The 21,423-nt window shown below is 65.7% G+C and carries 23 protein-coding genes; 16 read left to right on the top strand and 7 right to left on the bottom strand.

The window, feature by feature from the left end; translation table 11 throughout:
* Positions 1–53: 53 nt before the first annotated feature.
* The 4 genes from N2K99_RS15940 to N2K99_RS15925 are packed head-to-tail and all read left to right on the top strand — an operon-like array spanning position 54 to position 2,734.
* Entirely contained in the window at positions 54–533 is a 480-nt protein-coding gene (locus tag N2K99_RS15940; RefSeq protein ID WP_374200018.1) for an RNA polymerase sigma factor, read from the top strand.
* Positions 520–1,149, top strand: coding sequence for a methylated-DNA--[protein]-cysteine S-methyltransferase (locus N2K99_RS15935; RefSeq protein WP_227920163.1), 630 nt, complete (start codon positions 520–522; stop codon positions 1,147–1,149). Before N2K99_RS15940 ends, N2K99_RS15935 begins: the two co-directional genes overlap by 14 nt.
* Positions 1,146–1,829, top strand: a complete 684-nt coding sequence (locus tag N2K99_RS15930) for an alpha-ketoglutarate-dependent dioxygenase AlkB (protein WP_227920159.1) — start codon at positions 1,146–1,148, stop codon at positions 1,827–1,829. Before N2K99_RS15935 ends, N2K99_RS15930 begins: the two co-directional genes overlap by 4 nt.
* A complete protein-coding gene (locus N2K99_RS15925) occupies positions 1,826–2,734 on the top strand; it encodes an AlkA N-terminal domain-containing protein (RefSeq protein ID WP_227932720.1) in 909 nt (302 codons plus the stop codon). Before N2K99_RS15930 ends, N2K99_RS15925 begins: the two co-directional genes overlap by 4 nt.
* 21 nt (positions 2,735–2,755) lie before the next feature.
* Here N2K99_RS15925 and N2K99_RS15920 read toward each other — a convergent pair whose 3' ends face one another.
* A complete protein-coding gene (locus tag N2K99_RS15920) occupies positions 2,756–3,136 on the bottom strand; it encodes a DUF1304 domain-containing protein (protein WP_227920154.1) in 381 nt (126 codons plus the stop codon).
* A 266-nt stretch (positions 3,137–3,402) separates the two neighbouring features.
* On the opposite strand from N2K99_RS15920, the gene pstS reads away from it, so the two are divergent.
* The 3 genes from pstS to N2K99_RS15905 all read left to right on the top strand — a co-directional run bounded on the left by pstS (position 3,403) and on the right by N2K99_RS15905 (position 6,402).
* Complete coding sequence (gene pstS / locus N2K99_RS15915; RefSeq protein ID WP_227932721.1) at positions 3,403–4,518, top strand: phosphate ABC transporter substrate-binding protein PstS; 1,116 nt, start codon at positions 3,403–3,405, stop codon at positions 4,516–4,518.
* Between the two features lie 126 nt (positions 4,519–4,644).
* Complete coding sequence (locus N2K99_RS15910) at positions 4,645–4,845, top strand: hypothetical protein (RefSeq protein WP_227920152.1); 201 nt, start codon at positions 4,645–4,647, stop codon at positions 4,843–4,845.
* Between the two features lie 78 nt (positions 4,846–4,923).
* On the top strand, positions 4,924–6,402 hold the full coding sequence (locus N2K99_RS15905; protein ID WP_227932722.1) for a mannitol dehydrogenase family protein: 1,479 nt from the start codon (positions 4,924–4,926) through the stop codon (positions 6,400–6,402).
* A gap of 25 nt (positions 6,403–6,427) precedes the next feature.
* On the opposite strand, the gene N2K99_RS15900 is transcribed toward N2K99_RS15905, so the two are convergent.
* Together N2K99_RS15900 and N2K99_RS15895 are read right to left on the bottom strand one after the other, a co-directional pair.
* Entirely contained in the window at positions 6,428–7,159 is a 732-nt protein-coding gene (locus N2K99_RS15900) for a GAF and ANTAR domain-containing protein (RefSeq protein ID WP_227920149.1), read from the bottom strand.
* A 60-nt stretch (positions 7,160–7,219) separates the two neighbouring features.
* A complete protein-coding gene (locus tag N2K99_RS15895) occupies positions 7,220–8,170 on the bottom strand; it encodes a lantibiotic dehydratase C-terminal domain-containing protein (protein ID WP_227932723.1) in 951 nt (316 codons plus the stop codon).
* Between N2K99_RS15895 and N2K99_RS15890 the strand changes: the two genes are divergently transcribed.
* From N2K99_RS15890 to N2K99_RS15870, 5 genes are all read left to right on the top strand, one after another.
* Positions 8,169–8,330, top strand: a complete 162-nt coding sequence (locus tag N2K99_RS15890; protein WP_227920135.1) for a hypothetical protein — start codon at positions 8,169–8,171, stop codon at positions 8,328–8,330. The genes N2K99_RS15895 and N2K99_RS15890 overlap by 2 nt on opposite strands.
* 217 nt (positions 8,331–8,547) lie before the next feature.
* Complete coding sequence (locus N2K99_RS15885) at positions 8,548–10,089, top strand: ATP-binding protein (RefSeq protein WP_227932724.1); 1,542 nt, start codon at positions 8,548–8,550, stop codon at positions 10,087–10,089.
* A 55-nt stretch (positions 10,090–10,144) separates the two neighbouring features.
* Positions 10,145–11,290 (top strand): zinc-dependent alcohol dehydrogenase, encoded by a 1,146-nt coding sequence (locus N2K99_RS15880; protein WP_227932725.1) that lies wholly within the window; start codon positions 10,145–10,147, stop codon positions 11,288–11,290.
* 16 nt (positions 11,291–11,306) lie between these two features.
* Complete coding sequence (locus N2K99_RS15875) at positions 11,307–11,882, top strand: hypothetical protein (RefSeq protein WP_227932726.1); 576 nt, start codon at positions 11,307–11,309, stop codon at positions 11,880–11,882.
* Between the two features lie 129 nt (positions 11,883–12,011).
* Positions 12,012–12,605 (top strand): DUF1992 domain-containing protein, encoded by a 594-nt coding sequence (locus N2K99_RS15870; protein WP_227932727.1) that lies wholly within the window; start codon positions 12,012–12,014, stop codon positions 12,603–12,605.
* Between the two features lie 3 nt (positions 12,606–12,608).
* On the opposite strand, the gene N2K99_RS15865 is transcribed toward N2K99_RS15870, so the two are convergent.
* The 3 genes from N2K99_RS15865 to N2K99_RS15855 form a co-directional block, all read right to left on the bottom strand.
* Complete coding sequence (locus N2K99_RS15865) at positions 12,609–13,649, bottom strand: hemolysin family protein (protein ID WP_227920127.1); 1,041 nt, start codon at positions 13,647–13,649, stop codon at positions 12,609–12,611.
* Positions 13,642–15,003, bottom strand: coding sequence for a hemolysin family protein (locus N2K99_RS15860; protein ID WP_227932728.1), 1,362 nt, complete (start codon positions 15,001–15,003; stop codon positions 13,642–13,644). The genes N2K99_RS15865 and N2K99_RS15860 overlap by 8 nt, the downstream gene beginning before the upstream one ends.
* 543 nt (positions 15,004–15,546) lie before the next feature.
* Positions 15,547–16,059 carry a CarD family transcriptional regulator gene (locus N2K99_RS15855; protein WP_227920123.1) on the bottom strand — a complete coding sequence of 171 codons (513 nt, stop codon included), beginning with the start codon at positions 16,057–16,059 and terminating at the stop codon, positions 15,547–15,549.
* 426 nt (positions 16,060–16,485) lie between these two features.
* Here N2K99_RS15855 and N2K99_RS15850 point away from each other — a divergent pair, with 426 nt between their 5' ends.
* Together N2K99_RS15850 and N2K99_RS15845 are read left to right on the top strand one after the other, a co-directional pair.
* Positions 16,486–17,235 (top strand): response regulator transcription factor, encoded by a 750-nt coding sequence (locus N2K99_RS15850; RefSeq protein ID WP_227920120.1) that lies wholly within the window; start codon positions 16,486–16,488, stop codon positions 17,233–17,235.
* A 38-nt stretch (positions 17,236–17,273) separates the two neighbouring features.
* A complete protein-coding gene (locus N2K99_RS15845) occupies positions 17,274–18,776 on the top strand; it encodes a cell wall metabolism sensor histidine kinase WalK (RefSeq protein ID WP_227932729.1) in 1,503 nt (500 codons plus the stop codon).
* Between the two features lie 13 nt (positions 18,777–18,789).
* On the opposite strand, the gene N2K99_RS15840 is transcribed toward N2K99_RS15845, so the two are convergent.
* Positions 18,790–19,320, bottom strand: a complete 531-nt coding sequence (locus tag N2K99_RS15840) for a GNAT family N-acetyltransferase (RefSeq protein ID WP_227920115.1) — start codon at positions 19,318–19,320, stop codon at positions 18,790–18,792.
* 132 nt (positions 19,321–19,452) lie between these two features.
* Here N2K99_RS15840 and N2K99_RS15835 point away from each other — a divergent pair, with 132 nt between their 5' ends.
* Together N2K99_RS15835 and N2K99_RS15830 are read left to right on the top strand one after the other, a co-directional pair.
* A complete protein-coding gene (locus tag N2K99_RS15835; RefSeq protein WP_227932730.1) occupies positions 19,453–20,733 on the top strand; it encodes a sensor histidine kinase in 1,281 nt (426 codons plus the stop codon).
* Positions 20,726–21,415: a response regulator transcription factor gene (locus N2K99_RS15830; RefSeq protein WP_227920108.1), complete on the top strand. Its 690-nt coding sequence runs from the start codon at positions 20,726–20,728 to the stop codon at positions 21,413–21,415. The genes N2K99_RS15835 and N2K99_RS15830 overlap by 8 nt, the downstream gene beginning before the upstream one ends.
* The last annotated feature ends 8 nt before the right edge of the window (positions 21,416–21,423 follow it).

Raw genomic sequence — 21,423 nt, 5'->3', positions numbered from 1 at the left:
AACTTTCTTAACACGGCGGCTCACAAACGGAGCGCGGAAAACGTCTACCGTATGTGGAAGTGAAACCCTTTGAGCAGATTGTCCGCGAGCACGGCCCGGCCGTGCTGCGCGTCTGCCGTGCCGTCCTGGGTCCGGACGACGCCGAAGACGCGTGGTCCGAAACGTTCCTCGCCGCCCTGGGCGCCTACCCGGACCTGCCCGACGGCGCGAACGTCCAGGCCTGGTTGGTGACCATAGCCAAGCGGAAGGCCGTGGATCAGCACCGTTCCGCCGCCCGCAACCCGGTTCCGGTGGACGACGTGCCCGAACCGGTGAGGGCACCGCAGGCCGACACGGACGGATTGTGGTGGGCCCTGAAAACCCTGCCGGTGCGCCAGCGCGAGGCGCTGGCCTACCACCACCTCGCCGGGCTCCCGTATGCCGACGTGGCCCGGCTGCTCGGCGGCAGCGAAGCAGCCTGCCGCCGCTCCGCAGCAGACGGCATCAAGAAACTACGAACCCTGTATGAGGAGGACCGCCATGGCATCCTTTGAGACCTCCGGCGCCGGCCCCTCCAGTGCCGGCCTCCTGGACCCCGATCCCCGCGAGGACGCGGTCCTTGCCGCCCTGCATTCCCGCCTGGCCGCAGGAGCCGAGTTCGCCGGACTGCTGGACGTTGCCTACACCGTCATCGACAGTCCCGTGGGCCGGCTCATCCTTGCCGCCACCGACGCCGGCCTGGTCCGGGTCGCGTTCGAATGCGAAGGGGTGGACACCGTTCTGCAGGACCTCAGCACCCGGATCAGCCCGCGGATCCTCGAGGCTCCGGAGCGCCTGGCCCGTCCCGCCGCCCAACTCCGCGAGTACTTCGGCGGGACCCGGCGTAGCTTCGACCTGGACTTGGACCTGCGGCTTACCGCCGGATACCGGCGGACGGTGGTCCAGACGCTGCAGCAGATCGGTTACGGGCACACCTCCACGTATGCGGGCATAGCCGCACTGACCGGAAACCCCGGAGCCGTCCGGGCGGTGGGCACCGCCTGCGGCCGCAATCCGCTGCCCCTGGTCATCCCCTGCCACCGGGTCCTGCGCTCTGACGGGACCACCGGCGGCTACCGCGGCGGTCCCGACGCCAAGAAGATCCTCCTCGACCTGGAAGCCGCCGCATGAGCAACTCCCTCTTTCCCCGCGAACGCTCCGAACCCGCCGTCGGCGCCGTCCATGTGCCGGGCTGGCTGCCGCCGGAGAAACAGCAGCGCATTGTCCAGGCCTGCCGTCAGTGGGCCATCGGGCCGGTACCCATGCGCGCCGCCGTCCTCCCCGGCGGGCACACCATGTCCGTGCAGACCGTATGCCTGGGCTGGCACTGGCAGCCCTACAAGTACACGCGGACGGCCGACGACGTCGGGGGCGGCCGCGTCGCCGACCTGCCGGACTGGCTGGTCGAGTTGGGCCGCGATGCCCTCCGCGAGGCCTATCGGCAACCCGACGGCGGTTACGCCCGCGACGATTTCCGGCCGGAGAACTACACCCCCGATACGGCGCTGATCAACTACTACGCCGAGGGCGCCCACATGGGCATGCACCAGGACAAGGACGAGAAATCCAGCGCCCCGGTGGTATCCATCAGCATCGGGGACACCTGCGTTTTCCGGTTCGGCAACACTGAAACGCGGACCCGGCCCTACACCGACTTGGAGCTGGAATCAGGAGACCTGTTTGTCTTCGGCGGTCCCTCCCGGTTCGCCTACCACGGCGTTCCGCGGACCCTGGCAGGCACGGCGGACCCCGCATCCGGCCTGCCCGCGGGGCGGATCAATATCACGCTGCGCATGACCGGACTGTCATGACCGAGGCTGCGGCTTTGGCAGGCAGGCAGCGGCGTCCGCTCCGGCACCGCGGCCCCTTCGCCTGGGAACCGCTCGCCAGTGCGCTGCAGGCGCACGCCGTGCCCGGCCTGGAGCGGGTCACCCGGACGGAGGACGGCGCTACGGTCGAGCGGTTGCTGGCGGGAGCTTCGGCACCCCTCGCCGTGGCAGTGTCCCTGGGGGACGCCGGAGTAGTCCTCGACCTGCCCGCGCTGCCCGCAGCGGAGGAAGCCGCCCTGATAACAACGGTCCGGACCTGGCTGGACCTGGACGCCGATCCGGGCGTAGTGGACCCGTTCCTCTCCCGATTCGAGCTGCTGGAACCCCTGGTGAACCGGCACCCCGGCCTGCGGGTGCCCGGCTCCGCGGACGGCTTTGAAACCGGCGTCCAGACTGTCCTCGGGCAGCAGGTATCCCTCGCGGCCGCCCGGACCTTCGGTGCCCGGCTGGTTGCGGCGTTCGGGGATCCCGGGCCGAACGGGTTGTTTGCTTTCCCGACGGCGGAGCGGCTGGCAGCGGTGCCGGCCGCCGAGATCCAATCCGCGGTCCGGATCACCCATGCCCGTGCCCGGACTTTGTCTGCGCTGGCCGAAGCCGTGGCCGGTGGCCTGCCGCTGCGCCCGGGGGCGGAGCCGGCGGCTGTGCGCACCGGCCTGCTGGCCCTGCCCGGGATCGGACCGTGGACAGCGGACTACCTGGCTGTGCGGGTGCTGGGGGACCGTGATGCCTACCCGGCCGATGACTTGGTGTTGAAACGCGCCCTCGGGGTGGGAAGCGGGCGGGAGGCAGCCTTGCTGTCGCAGCCCTGGCGTCCGTGGCGCTCCTACGCCCTGTTCCACCTCTGGACCCGGGCAGCCTACGCGGTGCCGGCCCCCGCTGCGCGGTAGCTTTCCGCGGCGGGCGGCCCGTCAGGTCCCGAGCAGCGAAAAGACGAGGGAGAACGCCGCCGGCCCGCCCTGCACCAGGGACAGCCTGCCCATTCTCCTGTCGCTGAGCACCAGGACCACCGCAGCGAGCAGCATGCAGGCAGTGGTGAAGGTCATCAGCGTCAGACCGGCCACGGCATTACCGGCGACAAGCAGGACCACGCCCAGTCCTGCGCCCACCGCCAGGAACAGGTTGTAGAACCCCAGGTTGTAGGCCAGTTGTGCGGTGGCGGCGGCATTGGTTCCCCGCAGCTGAAAGATCTCCGCGGTTTCCGGCTCGGCCCAGCGCAGGGATTCGAGCATAAATAAGTAGAACGCCACGGCGGCGGCTACTACGGCAAAAATCGCGGCGGCAATCAGCACGGGCACTCCTTGCGCATGCGGGGGGTCATGGGGCATGTGGTCTCCGGCGCGGTCGCGCCGCAGCAGTATTGTCCGCAGCAGTATTGTCCCCAGCAGTGTTCTCCGCAGTGCCGTCAATGCTGACAGCAGCCCCGGCGCTCCTCAAGGGGGAAGGGGATTTCGGTTGGCAGGCGGGACCGATTGCCCGTTAGCCTTGAAAGGGCAGCTTTTTCGTACCTGCCTCCCCGGCGTTGGACGCCGTAGCCGCTTCTTTGGAAGGACACACTTTGCGCCCAATCCGCCCCGCCCGTTCCCTGGCCACGGTGGTGCTGGCAACGCTTGCCCTGACCGCGTGTGGATCCGATTACCCCCTCGGCGACGCCCAGCGCGAGGCTGCCGAGAACAGCACCTCCAACCTCAGCGGAGTGCTGTCCGGGGCCGGATCGAGTGCCCAGGGCCCTGCAATGGACTCCTGGATCGCCGGTTTCGGGACGCTGCATCCCAAAGTCCAGCTCCAGTATTCGCCGGACGGCTCCGGTGCAGGGCGCAGCGCACTGCTGGCCGGTGCGGTGAACTTCGCCGGGTCCGACGCCTATCTGCAGGAAGAAGAGATCGAGGACGCCAAGGCGGTCTGCGGGCCGGAGGGCGCCCTGGACATTCCCGCCTACATTTCCCCGATTGCCGTGGCCTTCAACCTCCCCGGCATCGAGTCGCTGAACCTGGACGCCGTCACCATTGCCCGGATGTTCCGCGGCGAGATTGAAGCCTGGAATGATCCGGCCATCGCTGCACTCAACCCGGGCGTCCAGCTGCCTGAAACCCGGATCACCCCCGTCAGCCGAGCGGATGACTCGGGTACCACGGAGAACTTCACCGAGTACCTGCACGAAGTGTCGCCCGATGCCTGGCCGGATGCACCGTCCGGAACCTGGCCGGGAGGGCTGCAGGGCGAAAATGCACAGGGAAGCTCCGGCGTCGTCAGTACGGTGACACGCACCGAGGGAGCCGTCACCTACGCCGACGACTCGGTGATCGACGATTCCATGGGCACCGCCAACCTGCTCGTCGGGACCGAATTCGTGCCGATCAGCGCCGAAGCGGCGAGCACCGCCGTCGAACAGTCCAAGCGCGTCCCCGGCCGCGGGGAGCATGACATTGCGCTCCAGCTGGACCGGCGGACCACAGCGCCCGGGGCCTACCCGCTGGTGCTGGTTTCCTACCAGATCTACTGCAGTTCCTATGACGACGCCGACCTCGTCGAGCGGGTGCGGACCTTCGGCCAGTATGTGGTGAGCGAGGAGGGACAGCAGACATCCGCGGAGGCAGCGAAGAGCGCCCCCATCCCCGATTCCCTGGCCGAAGAGGCCCGCGAGGCGCTGGAATCGATCACCGTCCGCGACTAGTTCCACGGGCCCGGCGTGCTACCTGTCGGTAGCACCCGGGCTTCCCCCGCTGCTCTTTCGTTGCCCCCTTGCGCCCCCTCATTGCCGGTGTCACCGTGGATTTACGCAACGCTGAAGGGGGCTGCTGTGGAACCTATCCGAATCGAACGCTGGTGGCCTTACCTGGACGGTTCGGCCAAGGACTGGCTGAGGCACAATCTCCGCCAGGACGGCCTGCCGCCCAAGGTCCAGGACCGGATTGCCGAGGCCGGCGGCCCTGTCATGGACCCCATCCTCGCCGAGCCGGACTGGGCCTTCATCGAACTGGACGCCCAGGCCGTCGAGTAAGGGTGCGGCACCAACGCTTCTATGGGAGGGCCTGAGCCAATCTGCTAGATTGGCCGCACCCCGGCCTAAGGCGGCGTTATGACCAAGCTCAGTGACGAGTCCCTGCCCCATCTCCCGCAGTTCATTGCCCGGCCCGGCTATGACCGCTCCCGGCTCAGCACCGGCATCGTGCATTTCGGTGTCGGAGGATTCCACCGGGCACATCAGGCGATGTACCTGGACCGCCTGATGAACCAGGGCAAAGCCCTGGACTGGGCCATCTGCGGAGTGGGTGTGCTGCCCTCCGACGCCGCCATGAAAACCGTGATGGACAGCCAGGACTGCCTGTACACCCTGGTCCTGAAGCACCCCGACGGGGCCCTGGAAGCCCGCGTGATCGGCTCGATTGCCGAGTACCTTTTCGCACCCGAAAATCCCGAAGCGGTCATTGAAAAAATGGCATCCCCGGCCACGCGCATCGTTTCCCTCACCATTACCGAGGGCGGCTACAACATCAGCGACACCACGGGACAATTCGATCCCCGGAATGCCGGCGTAGCGGCGGACCTGCAGCCCGGTGCGGTGCCCTCGAGCGTCTTCGGCCTGGTTGTCGAGGCACTGCGCCGCCGGCGTGACCGAGGGGTGGCACCGTTCGCGGTGATGTCCTGCGACAACGTCCCGGGCAACGGCGAAGTGGCCCGAAAGGCCTTCGGGGAGTTCGCCCGGCTGCGGGACCCGGAACTGGGCAAATGGGTGCAGGAGGCTGTTTCCTTCCCCTCCTCGATGGTGGACCGGATCACTCCGGCGACCACCGATGCCGACCGCACGCTGCTGTCGGCAGAGTTCGGAGTCGAGGACGCATGGCCCGTGGTGGCCGAAGACTTCGAGCAGTGGGCCCTCGAGGACGCGTTCCCGCAGGGCAGGCCCCCGTGGGAAGACGCCGGTGTGAGCATGGCGACGGATGTGGAGCCGTTCGAGCGGATGAAGCTCCGCCTGCTGAACTGCGGTCACCAGGGCCTGGCCTATTTGGGCTACCTCTCGGGCTACCGATATGTGCATGAAGCAGCTCGTGACCCGCAGCTGGCACAGTTCCTGCTGGACTACATGGATAAAGAAGCTACCCCCACCCTGCTTCCGGTTCCGGGGGTGGACCTGACGGCCTACAAGAAACGGCTGCTGCAGCGTTTCGGCAATGAACACGTCCGGGACACCCTCGCCCGCCTGTGCGCCGAAAGCTCGGACCGCATTCCGAAATGGCTGGTTCCGGTGGTCCGCGAGAACGTGGCTGCCGGCGGCGAAGTCTCCCGTTCCGCTGCGATCATTGCCGCCTGGGCACGTTACGCCGAGGGTGTGGATGAGGCAGGCGAGCCCATACGCGTTGTGGACAACCGGCGGGACGAGGTAATGGCCGTAGCCGCCCGGAACCGGGAGGATCCGCTGGCCTTTATTTCACAGCAGCAGTTCTTCGCCGACCTGGCCTCCGATGCCCGGTTCACGGAAGCGTACCTATCCGCTCTGGGCACCCTGCACGCCAGCGGAGCCGCCGCTGCCGTCGCCGCGCTGGTGGACAAGGCCTGACGGGACAGCGTCCCGGAGGCACGCCCTAGTCGACGAAGTGGGTTTTCACAGCCTGCGAGGTCACGGACTGCACCACGCGCTCGGCTACGTCCCGGAGTTTCAGGTTCCGGTTGCTGGAGGCATCGCGCAGGATCTCGAAGGCCGCTTCCTGGCTGCATTTGTTCTGCGCCATGACAATACCTACGGCAACGTCGATGGTGGTCCTGGCTCCCATGGCTGCGCGGAGGTGATCGGCGGTGCTCCTGTGCCGGGCGATCTGGACGGCCAGTTGCAGGGTAACTGCCGCCTCGGCCGCGAACGTTTCGGCTGACCGGATGATGTCCGGCGTGAAGTGACCCGCGTCCCGGGCGTACAGGTTGAGCCCGGCACCGCCGTCGCTGCCGAGGATAAGCGGGACGCCGAGGATGGAGTGGAAACCGCGGTCCCGGATGGCGTCCGCATACTCCGGCCACCGCGGGTCGGTACGCACGTCTTCCACCACAACGGTCCGCCCTGTCCGCGAGGCCCGCATGCACGGTCCGTCTCCGAAGCCGTACTGGACCTCGTCCAGCGCCCGGGCCGCCTCGCTGCTGCTGGCGACGGTGGTGCCCTGCTTGTTCCGAAGCAGGGTCACCCCGGCCAGGACTTCGGCATCATTGCTGAAAAGCTCAGCGGCACGCGTGGCGAAGCCCTCAAGGAAGAACTCCACCGACTCGGTCTGCAGGATAAGCTGCTGCAATTCAGCTGCAACGGACTGCTGGTCCGCGGTTAGGCTCATACGCTGATTCTATCGCCGGCCTGCCCCGTCCCCGTCCGCGCATCCGCTGCCCGCCCACGCCTAGGTGGCCTCCGCCAGTTCGGTTTCCTTTTCCCTGCTCCACGTCCTGGCATAGACCCCGATCAGTGCCTCCTGGCGAAGCGTGAATCCCAGCCGGTTTAACAGGCCGTGCGCCTGGTACACGGTGAGGTGCTGGGCGCTGCGGCTGGCTCCGGCCTTGTCTGCCCGGTAGAGGTAGGTGTCAATGGTCCGCAGCCAGCGCCGGCGCCAGTTGGTGACGGCGGGTTCGGAGGCGGTGGCCATCATCAGCCGGTGCACGGGCATCAACTGGGCCTGGGCCTGCGCGCCTGTGGCCTTCTGCACTCCGGCAGCCCGCGGATCGGAAGCGGTGCAGCTATGGAGATGGCTGTCCCAGTAGTACTCCCAGGAAACCCGACGGCGGTCCGGCCACGTGGAGGCACGCGGTCCCTTCATCATGGCGTAGGCCGAATCGAAGAGAAGCAGGGATGCCAGCGCCGATCGGTTCTGTGCCTTCGCAAACCGGGCGGTTGCCCAGAGGCAGAGATCGGAGGAAAGCTCGAAGACTTCCTCCGCCAGGGCCAGCCCGTCAACGCCGCCGTAGCGGGCCAGGTCCGCTTCGACCGACGGCAGCAGCGCGTCCGTGCCGATTGTCCGGTCCAGCACCGGTTCGTTAAATTCATGCTCCACCGAGAGGCTGCGCACCGGATCCCCGGACTGCTCCTGCAGTGCCCCCAGCAGGGACTGCAGCCGGTCCAGGGTTTCCACGGGGGCAAGTACCCGAAGCCGGACCTGCGCATTGGACGGCTGCATGCGTCGGGTATAGAACCACCGCTTGGTTCCGCAAAGCCTGGCCTGCGCAACGAGGGGGGTCACAAGTTCACCGATGATCCGATCTGCCAGTTCGAAGCCACCGGCATCAACAGTCAGGTTCCACCATGTGGGGTGAGGAGAGGGGTGGGAGGGAGTGCGGAGTGCGGCTGGCTGGGTCATGGCCATCCTTTCGGTGCTTGTTGTGCTGAGCCACCCCACCCGGAACGCCTATTTCAGCGCGTCCCGGGATGGAAGTCTTTCCCAATCCAGCGGCCGTGTCCACCACCTGAGGTTCCTCGCTGCGAAGACGGACGGAACCCATCCCGAAGCGCTCGATTAGGAGTAATATCTCCTGCTTGTGCACGCAGGTCCAGAGGTGCCGCACAGCCGCACCCCCGTGCCGCGAGGGCCGGGAATAGGGAAATTCCGTCATATTTACAGAAATCGCAAGCAGGCTGATAAATTGTTTGGCCGGGCACAAGACTTCTTCGAATATCCGATGAATGCGGAACCCGGAAAATTGTCCCTGCATAACTTGTTCTTCCAAAAGGTCCGGCATGCCCATGTTTTCCATTCCGCGCATCGGCCGGCAACGGACGTCCATTCCGGACTGGCCGGCCCTTTTCCACTGTTCCCCGTCCGGGTACGTTGTGGTTTCCGGGCAGGGCGTCATCCTGGAATCAAACTCCACTTTCGCGGCTTGGATCGGCAGGAACCGGAGTGCGCTCGCAGGCACCGTTTTTGCTGATCTCCTTTCGCCCGAAGACCTGCTGGAATACCAGCGCTGGAGCGCGGCACTCACTGCAGTACCTGCAGCGAATCTGAGCGTCGACTTCAACGGAGCTGGAAGCACCAGGCTGCCGGCCCACATCTCGGCGGTCCGGACCGCCTCCCGCGGCCGCACCATGGACCTGATCACGGTTTTCCCCATGCCCGGAAGGCGCAGGTATGAACGCGACCTGGTTGACGCGCTCCAGCAGGCCGAAGCCGCAGAGGCCGCACGCGGAGTTGCCGAGCGTGCGGCCAAGGAGCGGGAATCACTGCTGAAAACCATCCTGGACACGGTGGACGTGGGGGTGCTCGTGGTGGATGACGAAGGACGGGAAATCCTCGCCAACGCCCATATGGAGGCCAGTCGGACCATCTTGGGGGCCGAAGACCTGAGCGACTTCGAGTCCGGAGTGTGGTCTGTTTACGGTCCGGACCGGATCACACCGCTTCCGGACGAGCTGCTCCCCATCCGCCGTGCCGTTGCCGGTGAATCCTTTTCGCAGCAGATCATGTGGATCGGCACCGGTGAGGGCAAGATGGCGGTCAGCGTGTGTGCGCGCCCGGTGCGGAACGGAGGGGACTTCAAATGCTCCGTCCTGGCGTTCAGCGACGTCACCCAGCTGGTGCGCGCGCTGGCGGCACAGGGTGAGTTCGTGGGTAATGTGTCCCACGAGCTGCGAACACCCCTGACATCCATCCTCGGTTACCTGGATATGGCTCTGGAAGAAGAAGGACAGTTGCCCGGCACTGTCGAATCGGCCCTGCAGGCAGCGGTTCGGAATTCCGAGCGGCTGCTGCAGCTGGTGTCCGATCTGCTGTCCGTGGCATCCGACAGCGGCGCGATGGAACTGCAGGAAGTGGATCTGGCTTCCACCGTCACAGCCGCCGCGGATTCCTTCCGCCCCCACGCGCGGATCAACGGGGTGGAAATCGGTGTGGAGGTAGCGGCCGGGCTGCGGGCCGTGGCGGACGAAGACCGGATCCGGCAGGTGCTGGAGAACCTGGTGTCCAACGCCGTCAAGTTCTCGCCCGGCGGCGGAACGGTGCGGATCGGGGCGCGGAGGCAGGATGAAACCGTGGTGATTGAGGTCGCCGACACCGGCATCGGCATGACGCCGGCGGAACAGGAACAGGTCTTCAGCAAGTTCTTCAGGTCCGGCCAGGTTCTCACCGCGGCCATCCCCGGGGCAGGGTTGGGCCTGGTGATCACCCGCAGGATCGTGGAAGAGCACGGAGGCAGTATCGACTTCAGCAGCGAGGCGGGGCGGGGAAGCGTCTTCACCGTGAAGCTTCCGGCGGCCGGACCGGGTTCAGGCTTGCAAAGTTAGTAAGTCTGCTTATCGTTAAGGGGCCAGATCCGGCTTCAAACGAGGAGACTGTCCAGTGCGAGCGATGGTGTACCGAGGGCCCTACAAGGTGAGGGTGGAAGAAAAGGACATACCGCCGATCGAGCACCCCAATGATGCCATCGTGCGGGTCACCCGGGCGGCCATCTGCGGCTCCGATCTGCACCTTTACCACGGCCTGATGCCGGATACCCGGGTCGGCACGACGTTCGGCCACGAGTTCATCGGAGTGGTGGAGGAAGTCGGGTCGTCCGTGCAGAACCTCAAGGTCGGGGACCGTGTGATGGTCCCGGCCAACATTTACTGCGGTTCCTGCTACTTCTGCGCGCGGGGGCTCTACTCGAACTGCCACAACGTCAACCCCAACGCCACGGCCGTAGGCAGTCTCTACGGCTATTCGCACACCACCGGCGGTTACGACGGCGGCCAGGCGGAGTTCGTCCGGGTCCCGTTCGCCGACGTCGGGCCCTCCATCATCCCCGACTGGATGGACGAAGAAGACGCCCTGATGTGCACCGATGCACTCGCCACGGGCTACTTCGGCGCCCAGCTGGGGGACATCGTCGAAGGGGACACGGTGGTGGTTTTCGGTGCCGGCCCGGTGGGTTTGTACGCCGCCAAGTCCTCCTGGCTGATGGGTGCCGGCCGGGTGATCGTGATTGACCACCTGGACTACCGGCTCGAAAAGGCCCGGACCTTCGCCCACGCCGAGACCTACAACTTCACCGAGTACGACGACATTGTGGTGCACATGAAGAAGATCACCGACTACCTCGGCGCCGACGTCGCAATCGACGCCGTGGGAGCCGAGGCTGACGGCAATTTCCTGCAGCAGGTTACGGGCACGAAGCTCAAACTGCAGGGCGGGTCCGCAGTGGCACTCAACTGGGCGATCGACTCGGTACGCAAGGCCGGCACCGTGTCCGTCATGGGCGCCTACGGTCCGCTCTTCAACGCCGTGAAGTTCGGCGACGCGCTGAACAAGGGCCTGACGCTGAACATGAACCAGACGCCGATGAAACGGCAGTGGCCGCGCCTGTTCGAGCACATCAAGGCCGGCTACCTCAAGCCCAGCGAGATCATCACGCACCGGATTCCGCTGGAACACATCGCCGAGGGCTATCACATGTTCTCCGCCAAGCTGGATAACTGCATCAAGCCCGTCATCGTCCCCGGTTCCTGAAAGGAAGGACACTGCAATGGCCTACACGCCGCAAAAGCCGACCCGAACCCCCTCCAGCGAGGAACTGCGCGCGCGGATCCCGGGCTGGGGCGTTGACCTGGATCCCCGGGACCGTCCTGCGGTGCCCAAGCTGCAGTTTGATCCCACCCTCAGCGGCGCGCATTGGGAATTCCCGGAACGGCAGGAAGAAAAGTTCCCGCGGGAGCGCTCGATCGAGCACAAGTTCCTCACTCCGGTGTTCGGCACCGCCTGCCCGCCCAAGGGGCTGTCCGGCGTGATGCGCCGGTACGCCTACCGCCGGTACAGCGAGGCCCGTGCGACCCACTGGCTGATCCTGCTCGCCGCGGACCGGGTGGACGCCGTGGAGAGCCATCTGGCTTCCTTCGCGACCCTGCACCCGGACAATCCGATCACGGAGACCGGGGTGCTGAGCGAGTTCACCCGCCACGGCTTCTCTTCCCGGGCGGGCCGGAAGCGGGCGGACGTCAATCACCAGTGGATCGACCCGATCATCGTCGGCGGCCCGTGGCTGCTGGCCGGCGCGGGGGCGGCTACCGCCGTCGGCGCCGTGGTGCGCCGGCTGCGGAAGTAACGCCGGCTGCGGAAGTAACCCGGACCCGGGCACGCCTTCGTCGTGTCTGCCGTTGGTCCTTAGTAGGAATACCGGAGAGGTCCGAATCGGTTAAAACACCACACGGGACACTTGAGGTGGCGGGAGATCATGGACGGCAGGGGTGTTGAGCAGTACCGGCGCAGGATGGAACGGGCCGCGCGGCTGCGGGCCGCGGCGGCCGGCGGAGGGCTCGACGATGAAGACCTGGAACGTGCGGAGGCCGAAGAAGGGCTGCGGCACAAGCGCCGGAAGGTCGACGACGCCGCCAAGGCCGATTATCTGGTCCGGGATGCCATGGCACGGGGTGATTTCGACAACCTGAAGTACGCCGGGAAACCTATCCCTAATCTGGGCGACGGCCATGATCCGGACTGGTGGATCAAGGGGCTGATGCAGCGCGAGAACGTGACTGGATTAGGACCCAAGGCCATCCTGCTGCGCACGGAAGACGCGGAACTGGACGCCCGGCTGGACACGCGGTGGACCGAAAAGCAGGTTCGCGAGATCGTCCAGGATTTCAATGCGCGTGTCATCGATGCGCGCCGCCAGCTCGAAGGCGGGCCGCCCGTCGTTACGCGCACCCGCGACGTCGGGCAGGAAGTGCAGCGCTGGCGGGAACGGAAGGCCGAGGCGGCCGAAAAAGAAGCCGCCGCCGCTCCGGAACCGGAGCAGCGGCGGCCTTGGTTCAAACGCAGGCGCTAGGCGCTAGACGGTGGTGGCGTCGTGGACTTCGCCCACCAGCTCTTCGATGATGTCCTCAAGGAACAAGACGCCGGTGGTGTTGCCCTTGGCGTCAAAGACCCGCGCCACGTGGGCGCCGGTGCGGCGCATGGTGGCCAGGGCATCCTCCAGCTCGCTGCCCCGGTAAGCGGACGCCAGCCGGCGGATCCGCTTGGCGGGCACCGATGCCGCGAACTCGTCCGGCGTGGTGAGGTCCATAACGTCCTTCAGGTGAAGGTAGCCGTCGGGGTCGCCGTCGTCGTTGGTGAGGATGTACCGCGAGTAACCGTGGACGTCCACGGCCTGCTGCAGGTCCGCGGGGGTTGCGGTCTCGGGCAGCAGCACCATCTGGCTGATCGGAACCTCGACGTCGGCCACGGTCTTCTCCGTGAACTCGAAAGCGGCCGTCAGGGTGCCGCTGCGGTCCGAGAGCACCCCGTCACGCGTGGACTGCTCCACGATGTTCGCGACCTCGTCGAGGGTGTAGGCGCTGGTGGCTTCATCCTTGGGTTCCACCCGGAACAGGCGCAGGACACCGTTCGCTATGCCGTTCAGGGTCCAGATGATCGGACGGACAATGCGGGACACGATCACCAGGGGCGGAGCCAGCAGCAGTGCGGCGCGGGTGGGCACGGAGAACGAGATGTTCTTCGGCACCATTTCACCCACCACCACGTGCAGGAACGTCACCAGCAGCAGCGCCACCACAAACGCGATAATCCCAATGGCGTCTGCGGACAGCGGAGTCAGGCCCAGCGGGATCTCCAGCAGGTGGTGGATGGCCGGTTCCGAGACATTCAGGATGACCAGGGAACAGACGGTGATGCCAAGCTGGCTGGTCGCCAGCATCAGCGTGGCGTGCTCCATGGCCCACAGGGTGGTTTTCGCGGCCTTGCTGCCGGCTTCGGCCTTGGGCTCGATCTGTGACCGGCGCGCCGAGATCACGGCGAATTCAGCACCGACGAAGAACGCGTTGACCACCAGCAGCACTACGAGCCAGATGATTCCGGGCAGGTATTCACTCATGGGTCAGGTCCTTGGTCAGCGAGTCGACAATGCGGTCATGGGCGCTCACCGGGGTCTCCAGCGAGCCCGACGGGGTGAAGCGCAGGCGTTCGATGTGGTTTCGGATCACCCGTTCCACACGGAGCGTGCCGCCCTCGATTTCCACTTCGTCGCCCAGCTCCGGCAGCCGGTCCAGTACGTCCGTGACAAAGCCGGCGATGGTGTCATATTCCTCGCCGTCGGGAACCTCGACGCCGGTGCGGTCCAGGAGTTCGTCCGGCCGCAGCGCGGCGTCGAACGTGATGGCGCGGCCCGTGCGGACGACGCCGATGCGCGCGCGGTCGTGTTCGTCCTCGAGTTCGCCGACAATCTCTTCCACGAGGTCTTCGAGGGTCACGATGCCGGCGGTGCCGCCGTGCTCGTCGGACACGATCGCAACCTGCAGGCCCTGGGCCCGCAGAAGTCCCAGCAGGGTGTCAACGCCCATGGACTCGGGTACATGCAGCGGTTCCACCATGAGTTCTGCGGCAGTGACGGAGGTCCGTGCGGCCAGCGGCACGGCGAAGGCCTGCTTGAGGTGCAGTACGCCCAGAACGTCGTCCGAATCGCGTCCGATCACGGGGAAGCGGGAATAGCCGGTTGCCGTGGCAACGGCGACAACCTGCTCGGCAGTGTCGGACTCGTGGACCGTCCGCATGCGGACCCGGGGGGTCATAACGTCTGCCGCGGAGTGCTCGGCGAAGCGCAGGGTCCGGTTCAGGAGCACGGCGTGGTCCAGGTCCAGCACGCCTTCCAGGGCTGAACGCCGAACCAGGGAACTGAGTTCTTCGGCGCTGCGTGCACCCGAGAGCTCTTCCTTTGGTTCGATGCCGAAGGACCGGATGATGGCGTTCGCCGTGTTGTTGAACAGCAGGATTACTGGCTTGAACACCGTGGTGAAGACGGTCTGGAAGGGCACTACCAGCTTGGCGGTTGCCAGGGGGAGGGCCAGGGCAAAGTTCTTGGGAACCAGTTCGCCGATGATCATCGAGAAGATGGTGGCGAGGAAAATGCCGGCCACGGCACCGATTCCCGGCACCATCCCCTCCGGCAGGCCCAGCGCCGTGAGCGGGGAGCGCAGCATCGAACTGATTGCCGGTTCAAAGGTGTACCCGGTCAGCAGGGTGGTCAGGGTGATGCCCAGCTGGGCGCTGGAAAGATGGGTGGAGGTGATCTTCAGCGCGGCGATTGTGGGATTGAGGCGTTTCTCGCCCTTGTCGCGGCGGGACTCAAGGTCCGCACGGTCCAAATTGACGAGCGCAAATTCGGAGGCGACAAACAGTCCGGTGCCGACGGTGAGGAGCAATCCTACGCCGACCATGAGCCATTCATACATGGGGCTGCCCCTCTCTCGTGATAGCCGTTGCAGCCGGAGTGGGCACAGTCTGCAGATCGGTCAGGACGGGGAGGGGCATGGGTTTATGTGAGGGAGGGTCATCCATAGTCCAAGGAATGTTACAGGATGGACCTGTTTCCTGTTCCAAGGTTTCCTTCAGGTTATAGCCGGAAACCACGTCAATGCCTACCAGCTGCCCTGCCCATGCCGATAGGTGGGCTCGTGGTTGGTGGAGGCAGCCACCCGGTGCTGGCGCACCAGACAAAACGGGTCATAAAGTTCAATCCCCAGCCGGCCGGTGCCGGGCACGGGCTGGCAAAAGCAGGTGCAGGGAAAGTTCACGGGCGCCTTTCCGGGCCCTCGCATCAAGGCCCTCGAAGTTCTCTTGATCCGCAGCGGAGGGTCCCCGCGGGAAGCGGAAACCGTCCTACTTTCCTTGATACAACGCCAGCGCGTCCTGAGCCAAAACGGGCAGTTTCCGCAGCCGTCCCGTACCTCCGCACGCCAGTGGCATGCGGAAGGACGGGAAGCGGCGGCCGGGAACTAGCTGGTCGCCAGCTCCGGCTCGGTAACCGTTTCCATCAGGACGGAATCGAGCAGGTCGCCGGCGTCCTCCGCTGAGGAGGACCGGGCAAGGGCAAGCTCGGAGACGAGCAGCTGCCGGGCCTTCAGCAGCATCCGCTTCTCCCCGGTGGACAGGGGATGGGTCCGCTCGCGGCACCACAGGTCACGGACAACTTCTGCGATCAGGCGCAGTTCGCCGGTGGACATTTTGCCTTCGTTGGCCTTGAACCGGCGGGACCAGTTGTCCGGTTCCATCCCCACCGGACCGCGCAGCACCGCAAAGACGGCCTCTACGCCGGCTTCGTCGATGACGGAACGTACCCCTACGTCTTCGGCGTTGTCGGCCGGGAGCTTGATGGTCAATTCAGTGGCGTGGACGCGGAAGGTCAGGGTTTCCCGCTCCACCCCCTTGACTGTCATCGGGGAAATATCGGTAACGGTGACGGCGCCGTGGTGCGGGTACACCAGGGTCTGCCCGACGGTGAAATTCAAAATGACGTCCCTCTGTTCAAATGGTTCCGAGCTTGCTTCGGAAGCGGGCTCCCGAGACCGCTTGGACCTGTCCGGGCCGGTCACCAATGAAGGGTGACGGCCGGGCGCGCGGGCAATAGAGAAGGAGTCAATTTCCAGGCGGGAGGTGCGGATCTTGCTGAAAAGGTTGACGGATTAGTCGTTGACTGTCCGGCTCGCGGTCCCCACGCTGTCCCGTCAGCTTATCCTCCCTGCGCAAGTGCCTGCTTTTCCGGGCCGCCGGCAGTGCTTGTTTCCGCCGCACGGCGCACTTGTCGTACGGCTTCGCACAGACAAGGCACAGTCCCAGCACAGGGTGGAGACAGCAGGGAAAATACCGGGACGCAAAAGGGAACTTTGCGCTTACGCTTGACCCAGCCACCGGCACCGAGCCAAAAGGACGTATTCATGGCACACGTTTCGTCCCAATCGCCCACGGGTAATCTTCCGCGCCTCGCGCACCCGGACGGCAGTCCGATCCGGGCGCTGGTGGTCGACGACGAGACCAGCCTCGCGGAGCTTGTTGGCATGGGTTTGCGGATGCTGGGTTGGAATGTCGTTACTGCAGGAGACGGACTCGGTGCGGTTTCTGCTGCCCGTGAATTCCGGCCCGACGTCCTGGTGCTGGACGTGATGATGCCCGGGGTCAACGGGCTTCAGGCCCTGCAGAAGATCAGGTCCTTCCTGCCGCAGGTTCCCGCTCTGTTCCTTACCGCCAGGGATGCCGTGGAGGACCGTATCTCCGGGCTGGCCGCCGGCGGGGATGACTACGTAACCAAGCCGTTCAGCATGGAGGAACTGATGCTCCGCCTGCACCGCCTGGTGCAGCGTTCCGGGGCCGCGGCGTCGGGCTCGGACGAACTGGTGGTCGGCGACCTGGTGATGAACCTCGAAACCCGCGAGGTCAGCAGGGGCGGGGAGGACATTGCCCTCACGAACACCCAGTGGGAGCTGCTGCGGTACCTCATGGAAAACCCGAGGCGGGTGCTGAGTAAGGCGCAGATCCTGACGAATGTCTGGAACTACGATTTCGGCGGCCAGGCGAACATTGTCGAGCTGTACATTTCCTACCTGCGCAAGAAGATCGACGTCGGACGCCCGCCCATGATCCATACGGTCCGGGGCGCCGGCTACGTGCTTAAGCCGGCGGCCCCATGATCCAGGCGGGTACTCGTCCGGCTGCCGGGGGATCGCAAATGCGCAGCCATCCGCTGCGCACCAAGCTCATACTCACCACACTGGCGCTCCTGACAGTGACCTGTGCGGCGTTGGGCATTTTCAGCCACGTGGCCATGGACCGGTATCTCACCGGAGTGCTCGACGACGGCTTGGAACGAGCTGCGGCCCGAGCCGGGTTCCGCCTCGCCCAGTCTCCGGGCGAGTATAAGTCGCCCCAAAAGGAGTTGGCCCCGGGTGCCGCCGGTAAGGACAACGGAGCCGGGGGGCGGGGGGACGGCAGCGACTACCAGTCCGGCCATCGCCCGGGCTCCCTGAATGCCTTCTTCGAGGACGGGGTTGCCCGCCGATCCACGCTTGTGCTTGAGGACGGCACTGCCGTTTCCCTGAACGGGGCGGACCTGGACCTGCTGGCGGGAATGGATCCGGCCCGCGGCCCCCAGGACATGAACCTGTCCAGCGGGCATTACCGGCTGGATGCGTTCCCCGTCCCGGCCGGCGCCGGGAACGGAATGCTGGTCACCGGACTTTCAACGGCGCAGCGGGAGAGCACCCTGGCCTCGCTCGATCTGACTATGGTCGTCCTGTCCCTGGCAGGCCTGCTCGTCACCGGGTTTGCAGGCACGGTGATCATCCGCCGCTCGCTGCGCCCGCTGGATGAGCTGGCCGCCGTCGCGACCTCCGTATCCAAGCTGCCGCTGGCCTCCGGCGAGGTGGAAATCCCAGTCCGCGTGCCCCCGGCGGCGGCCCGGCCCGGGTCCGAAGTCGGAACGGTGGGGATGGCCCTGAACGGCATGATCGATCACGTTACCAACGCCCTGCGCGCCCGGCAGGCCAGCGAAACGAAGGTGCGGCGGTTCGTTGCCGACGCCAGCCACGAGCTGCGCACGCCGCTTACCTCTATCCGCGGGTACACGGAGCTGGTCCTGCTCAGCGAACACGTCAGCCCTCCGGGCCGGGCCGCGTTGGAACGCGTGGACAGTGAGTCCAAGCGCATGTCCGCGCTGGTTGAAGACCTGCTGCTGCTGGCGAGGCTGGACGAGGGGCAGCGGGGCGAGCGGGCCGACGTCGACCTCACCGAACTGATCGTGGAGGCAGTCAGCGACGCGCAGGTCTCCGCCCCGGAGTACCAGTGGACGCTGATGCTGCCTGATGAACCGGTATTGGTGTCCGCCGTCGAGTCCGAGCTGCGGCAGGTGCTTATTAATCTGCTTTCCAATGCCCATAAGCACACGCCTCGGGGGACCCGCGTGGAAATCGGACTGCAGGCGGGAGCAACCTGGGCCACCTTGACGGTGACGGATGACGGCCAGGGGATAGATCCGGACTTCATCGATTCCCTGTTCTCCCGGTTCAGTAAGGCCGATTCCGCCCGGACGGGGAATACGAGCAACACGGGGCTCGGCCTGGCCATTGTCTGTGCCCTCGTTGCGGCCAACGAGGGGACCATCGAGGTCGAGAGCAAACCCGGCCGCACCAGCTTCACCGTGGTGCTGCCGCTCGCTGGTGCGGTAGCGGTCTGAGCCCGTGGGGCAGTTATTCGGCCAGCCCGATCCAGTACCGTCGCGTGCCGTCCCGGCTGTCCTCATAGACTCCGCCGTTCTTCTCGATGACCGCCCGGGATCCGGCGTTGTTTTCCGCGCAGGTGACCAGCACCCGTGCAATGCCCAGCTCACGGGCAACCGGCAGGGCGTCCTGAAGCGCCCGTGTGGCATGCCTCCGCCGTCGTGCGGAGGGCCGGACGCTGTATCCAATGTGGCCACCCTGCTCGAACAGGAAATCATTCAGGGTGTGCCGGATGGCAAGCGAACCCAGGAATTCATCACCGTCCACGAGCCACAGATAGGTGCAGGGCACAAAGCCTTCCTGCCGCGGTGTGTCCGGGAACCGTTCCTTGACCAGGCCGTCGACGAAATCGGCAAAGTCCCCGGCAATTTCCGTGCGAATGCGCTCTTTCGAGGTGTCCCCGTACACGCCGGAACCGTCCATCCTCTCGCCGTTGAATTCTTCGGCTGCGGCCAGCCAACTGTTCCGGAAACGGACATCGGGGGTAATCAGGGTTGCCATTGGGGAATTGTACGGCCGTTTAATTTGGTTGGTTTATAGGAAATCAACCAAATGGGCAGGATTACCAGCCCATGGGATGAAAGACTGCCGTTTCATCCGAAAGTCGGTTGGGGGCGGGATAGCTTCGGGGCCATGACTCAATTCCTGAATTACACGCGTACCTGGGGCGCCCCGGCGGCAGCCGCAGTATTTCTGGTGCTCTGGATTATCGGCGAGGCGGGTCGGATGGGCGGAGACTTCTTAACCTGGTCTGGCGTGTTCCCGCTGCTGGCCTTCACTTTGGCCATAGGGCTTGCCTCACGGTTTGCCTATGCTGCAATGCTCATTCCCGCTGCCGTCCTTGGTGCGCAGCTACTCCGCGCGGTACCGCCGTTGGAACCCAATACCTGGCCCATTTACCTGGGCTCCGCCGTCGTTCTCTTTTTTGCCGCGTTCTCGGGAGACAAGTGGCAGCGGGTGGCGGGAATTGCCACCGCGCCTTTCCTCGCCGCCACCATGTCCTACCTGATGCTGAACAGAAGCTACTCGGGAGGAGTTGGCTGGCTGCCGGTTTACGGTGTCTCGTGGCACACAATGCGGGATTTCTGGATTCTGTATACCTCCTTCTTGCTGGTCCTCCTGACCGTTGGGTGGCTGGCTGGCTACGCACTTCGGGGCTGGGAGGAGCGCCGCACCCTGTCTGCGGAACGGACGGCGGCCGTGGACACGCTGAAGGCCACCGAAGTGGATCTGATCGTGGAACAGGAGCGCACCCGGATTTCCCGCGACCTGCACGATGTCCTGGCCCACTCGCTGGCGGTAATCGCGGCCCAGGCGGACGGATCCCGGTATCTGGGCAAGGATCAGCCACAGCCTGTGCTTGACGCGCTGGAGAACATAGCTTCGTCTGCACGCCGCGCCCTGACGGATGCCCAACGCGTGATCGAGGGGGTGGGCGACGGCGGGTCCGCTCTCCCGCAACCGAGGCTGGAGGATATTGAGAAACTGCTGGAACAGCAGGGCAGCAGCCTGCTGGTGGAGCGCACCGAATCCGGAACCCCGGTGGAACTTCCGGAGGGCCAGCAGATGGCCGTCTTCCGGATTGTCCAGGAGTCCTTGACCAATGCCCTGCGCCACGGCGGGACAGGCACCCGGGTAACCGTGCATCTGGATTGGAGCGGTCCCGGACTTTCGCTGCAGATAGCCTCCTATGCGGATCGACCCGGAAAACCGGCCACCGGAGCCATCACGACGGCTGGCACCGGCCGCGGCATCCCCGGCATGCGGGAGCGGGCCCACCTTGCCGGTGGGTGGCTTACGGCCGGTCCGGACGGAGGCAGCTTCCGGGTAACCGCGTTCCTTCCCTACGGCCTGGCTCTAAGTGCTCCGGGCGCGGAGATTTACGCCGCGGAGCTGGTGGGCGCAGATGAGTGAGGCTAAGGCCGGCGCCGCCCCCATCACTGTGGCGTTGGTGGATGACCAGCCGCTGTTCCGGACCGGTATCCAAATGCTGATCCGCTCGCAGCAGGACCTGGCCTACTGCGGCAGCGCCGGCAACGGGATGGAAGCCGTGGAACTGGCCGAAGCCGCGTGCCCGGACATCATGCTGATGGACCTGCGCATGCCCGTGGTGGACGGCATCACAGCCACCCGTCGCATCATGGCAGCAGCGGACGAAGCCGGGCGGGAGCGGCCGAAGGTGATTGCCCTGACCACCTTCAACCGGGACCAGGCCGTGGTGGAGGCCGTCCGCGCCGGCGCCAGCGGCTACCTGCTCAAGAGCGCCGAGCCGGAGTTCCTGCTTTCCGCCATCCGGACCGTCTATGCGGGCTATTCCGTGGTGGCCCCCGGATCGGCCCATGACCTCTTTGCGCATCTCACCCGCAGCGCGGATCCGGCGGAACCGGACACGGCGGCCATCGCCGAGCTGACCGCGCGGGAAAAGGACGTGTTCCTGCTCGTGGCTAAGGGGCTCAGCAATGCGGACATTGCGGGCAGCGTGTTCCTTTCAGAGGCCACGGTGAAGACGCATATCCGCCGTATCCAGGACCGGTTGGGTTTGGCTACGCGGATTTCGATGGTGGCCTTCGCGTATGAGCACCGGCTGCTGGGCTAAGAGGGCTC

The sequence above is a fragment of the Arthrobacter sp. zg-Y1110 genome, assembly GCF_025244865.1.
GTDB lineage: Bacteria > Actinomycetota > Actinomycetes > Actinomycetales > Micrococcaceae > Arthrobacter_B.
Note: the sequence above shows the minus strand (reverse complement) of the source record. Positions and strands in the feature narration are given on the sequence as shown.

Excerpts from the sequence above, each read along its gene's own strand:
- N2K99_RS15865 (WP_227920127.1), bottom strand. The coding sequence starts at position 13,649 with ATGAGTGAATACCTGCCCGGAATCATCTGGCTCGTAGTGCTGCTGGTG.
- N2K99_RS15875 (WP_227932726.1), top strand. The coding sequence starts at position 11,307 with ATGGCCTACACGCCGCAAAAGCCGACCCGAACCCCCTCCAGCGAGGAA.
- N2K99_RS15845 (WP_227932729.1), top strand. The coding sequence starts at position 17,274 with ATGCGCAGCCATCCGCTGCGCACCAAGCTCATACTCACCACACTGGCG.
- N2K99_RS15870 (WP_227932727.1), top strand. The coding sequence starts at position 12,012 with ATGGACGGCAGGGGTGTTGAGCAGTACCGGCGCAGGATGGAACGGGCC.
- N2K99_RS15885 (WP_227932724.1), top strand. The coding sequence starts at position 8,548 with ATGCCCATGTTTTCCATTCCGCGCATCGGCCGGCAACGGACGTCCATT.
- N2K99_RS15895 (WP_227932723.1), bottom strand. The coding sequence starts at position 8,170 with ATGACCCAGCCAGCCGCACTCCGCACTCCCTCCCACCCCTCTCCTCAC.
- N2K99_RS15860 (WP_227932728.1), bottom strand. The coding sequence starts at position 15,003 with ATGTATGAATGGCTCATGGTCGGCGTAGGATTGCTCCTCACCGTCGGC.
- N2K99_RS15890 (WP_227920135.1), top strand. The coding sequence starts at position 8,169 with ATGGCCATCCTTTCGGTGCTTGTTGTGCTGAGCCACCCCACCCGGAAC.
- N2K99_RS15905 (WP_227932722.1), top strand. The coding sequence starts at position 4,924 with ATGACCAAGCTCAGTGACGAGTCCCTGCCCCATCTCCCGCAGTTCATT.
- N2K99_RS15840 (WP_227920115.1), bottom strand. The coding sequence starts at position 19,320 with ATGGCAACCCTGATTACCCCCGATGTCCGTTTCCGGAACAGTTGGCTG.
- N2K99_RS15935 (WP_227920163.1), top strand. The coding sequence starts at position 520 with ATGGCATCCTTTGAGACCTCCGGCGCCGGCCCCTCCAGTGCCGGCCTC.
- N2K99_RS15900 (WP_227920149.1), bottom strand. The coding sequence starts at position 7,159 with ATGAGCCTAACCGCGGACCAGCAGTCCGTTGCAGCTGAATTGCAGCAG.
- N2K99_RS15925 (WP_227932720.1), top strand. The coding sequence starts at position 1,826 with ATGACCGAGGCTGCGGCTTTGGCAGGCAGGCAGCGGCGTCCGCTCCGG.
- N2K99_RS15850 (WP_227920120.1), top strand. The coding sequence starts at position 16,486 with ATGGCACACGTTTCGTCCCAATCGCCCACGGGTAATCTTCCGCGCCTC.
- N2K99_RS15835 (WP_227932730.1), top strand. The coding sequence starts at position 19,453 with ATGACTCAATTCCTGAATTACACGCGTACCTGGGGCGCCCCGGCGGCA.
- N2K99_RS15830 (WP_227920108.1), top strand. The coding sequence starts at position 20,726 with ATGAGTGAGGCTAAGGCCGGCGCCGCCCCCATCACTGTGGCGTTGGTG.
- N2K99_RS15930 (WP_227920159.1), top strand. The coding sequence starts at position 1,146 with ATGAGCAACTCCCTCTTTCCCCGCGAACGCTCCGAACCCGCCGTCGGC.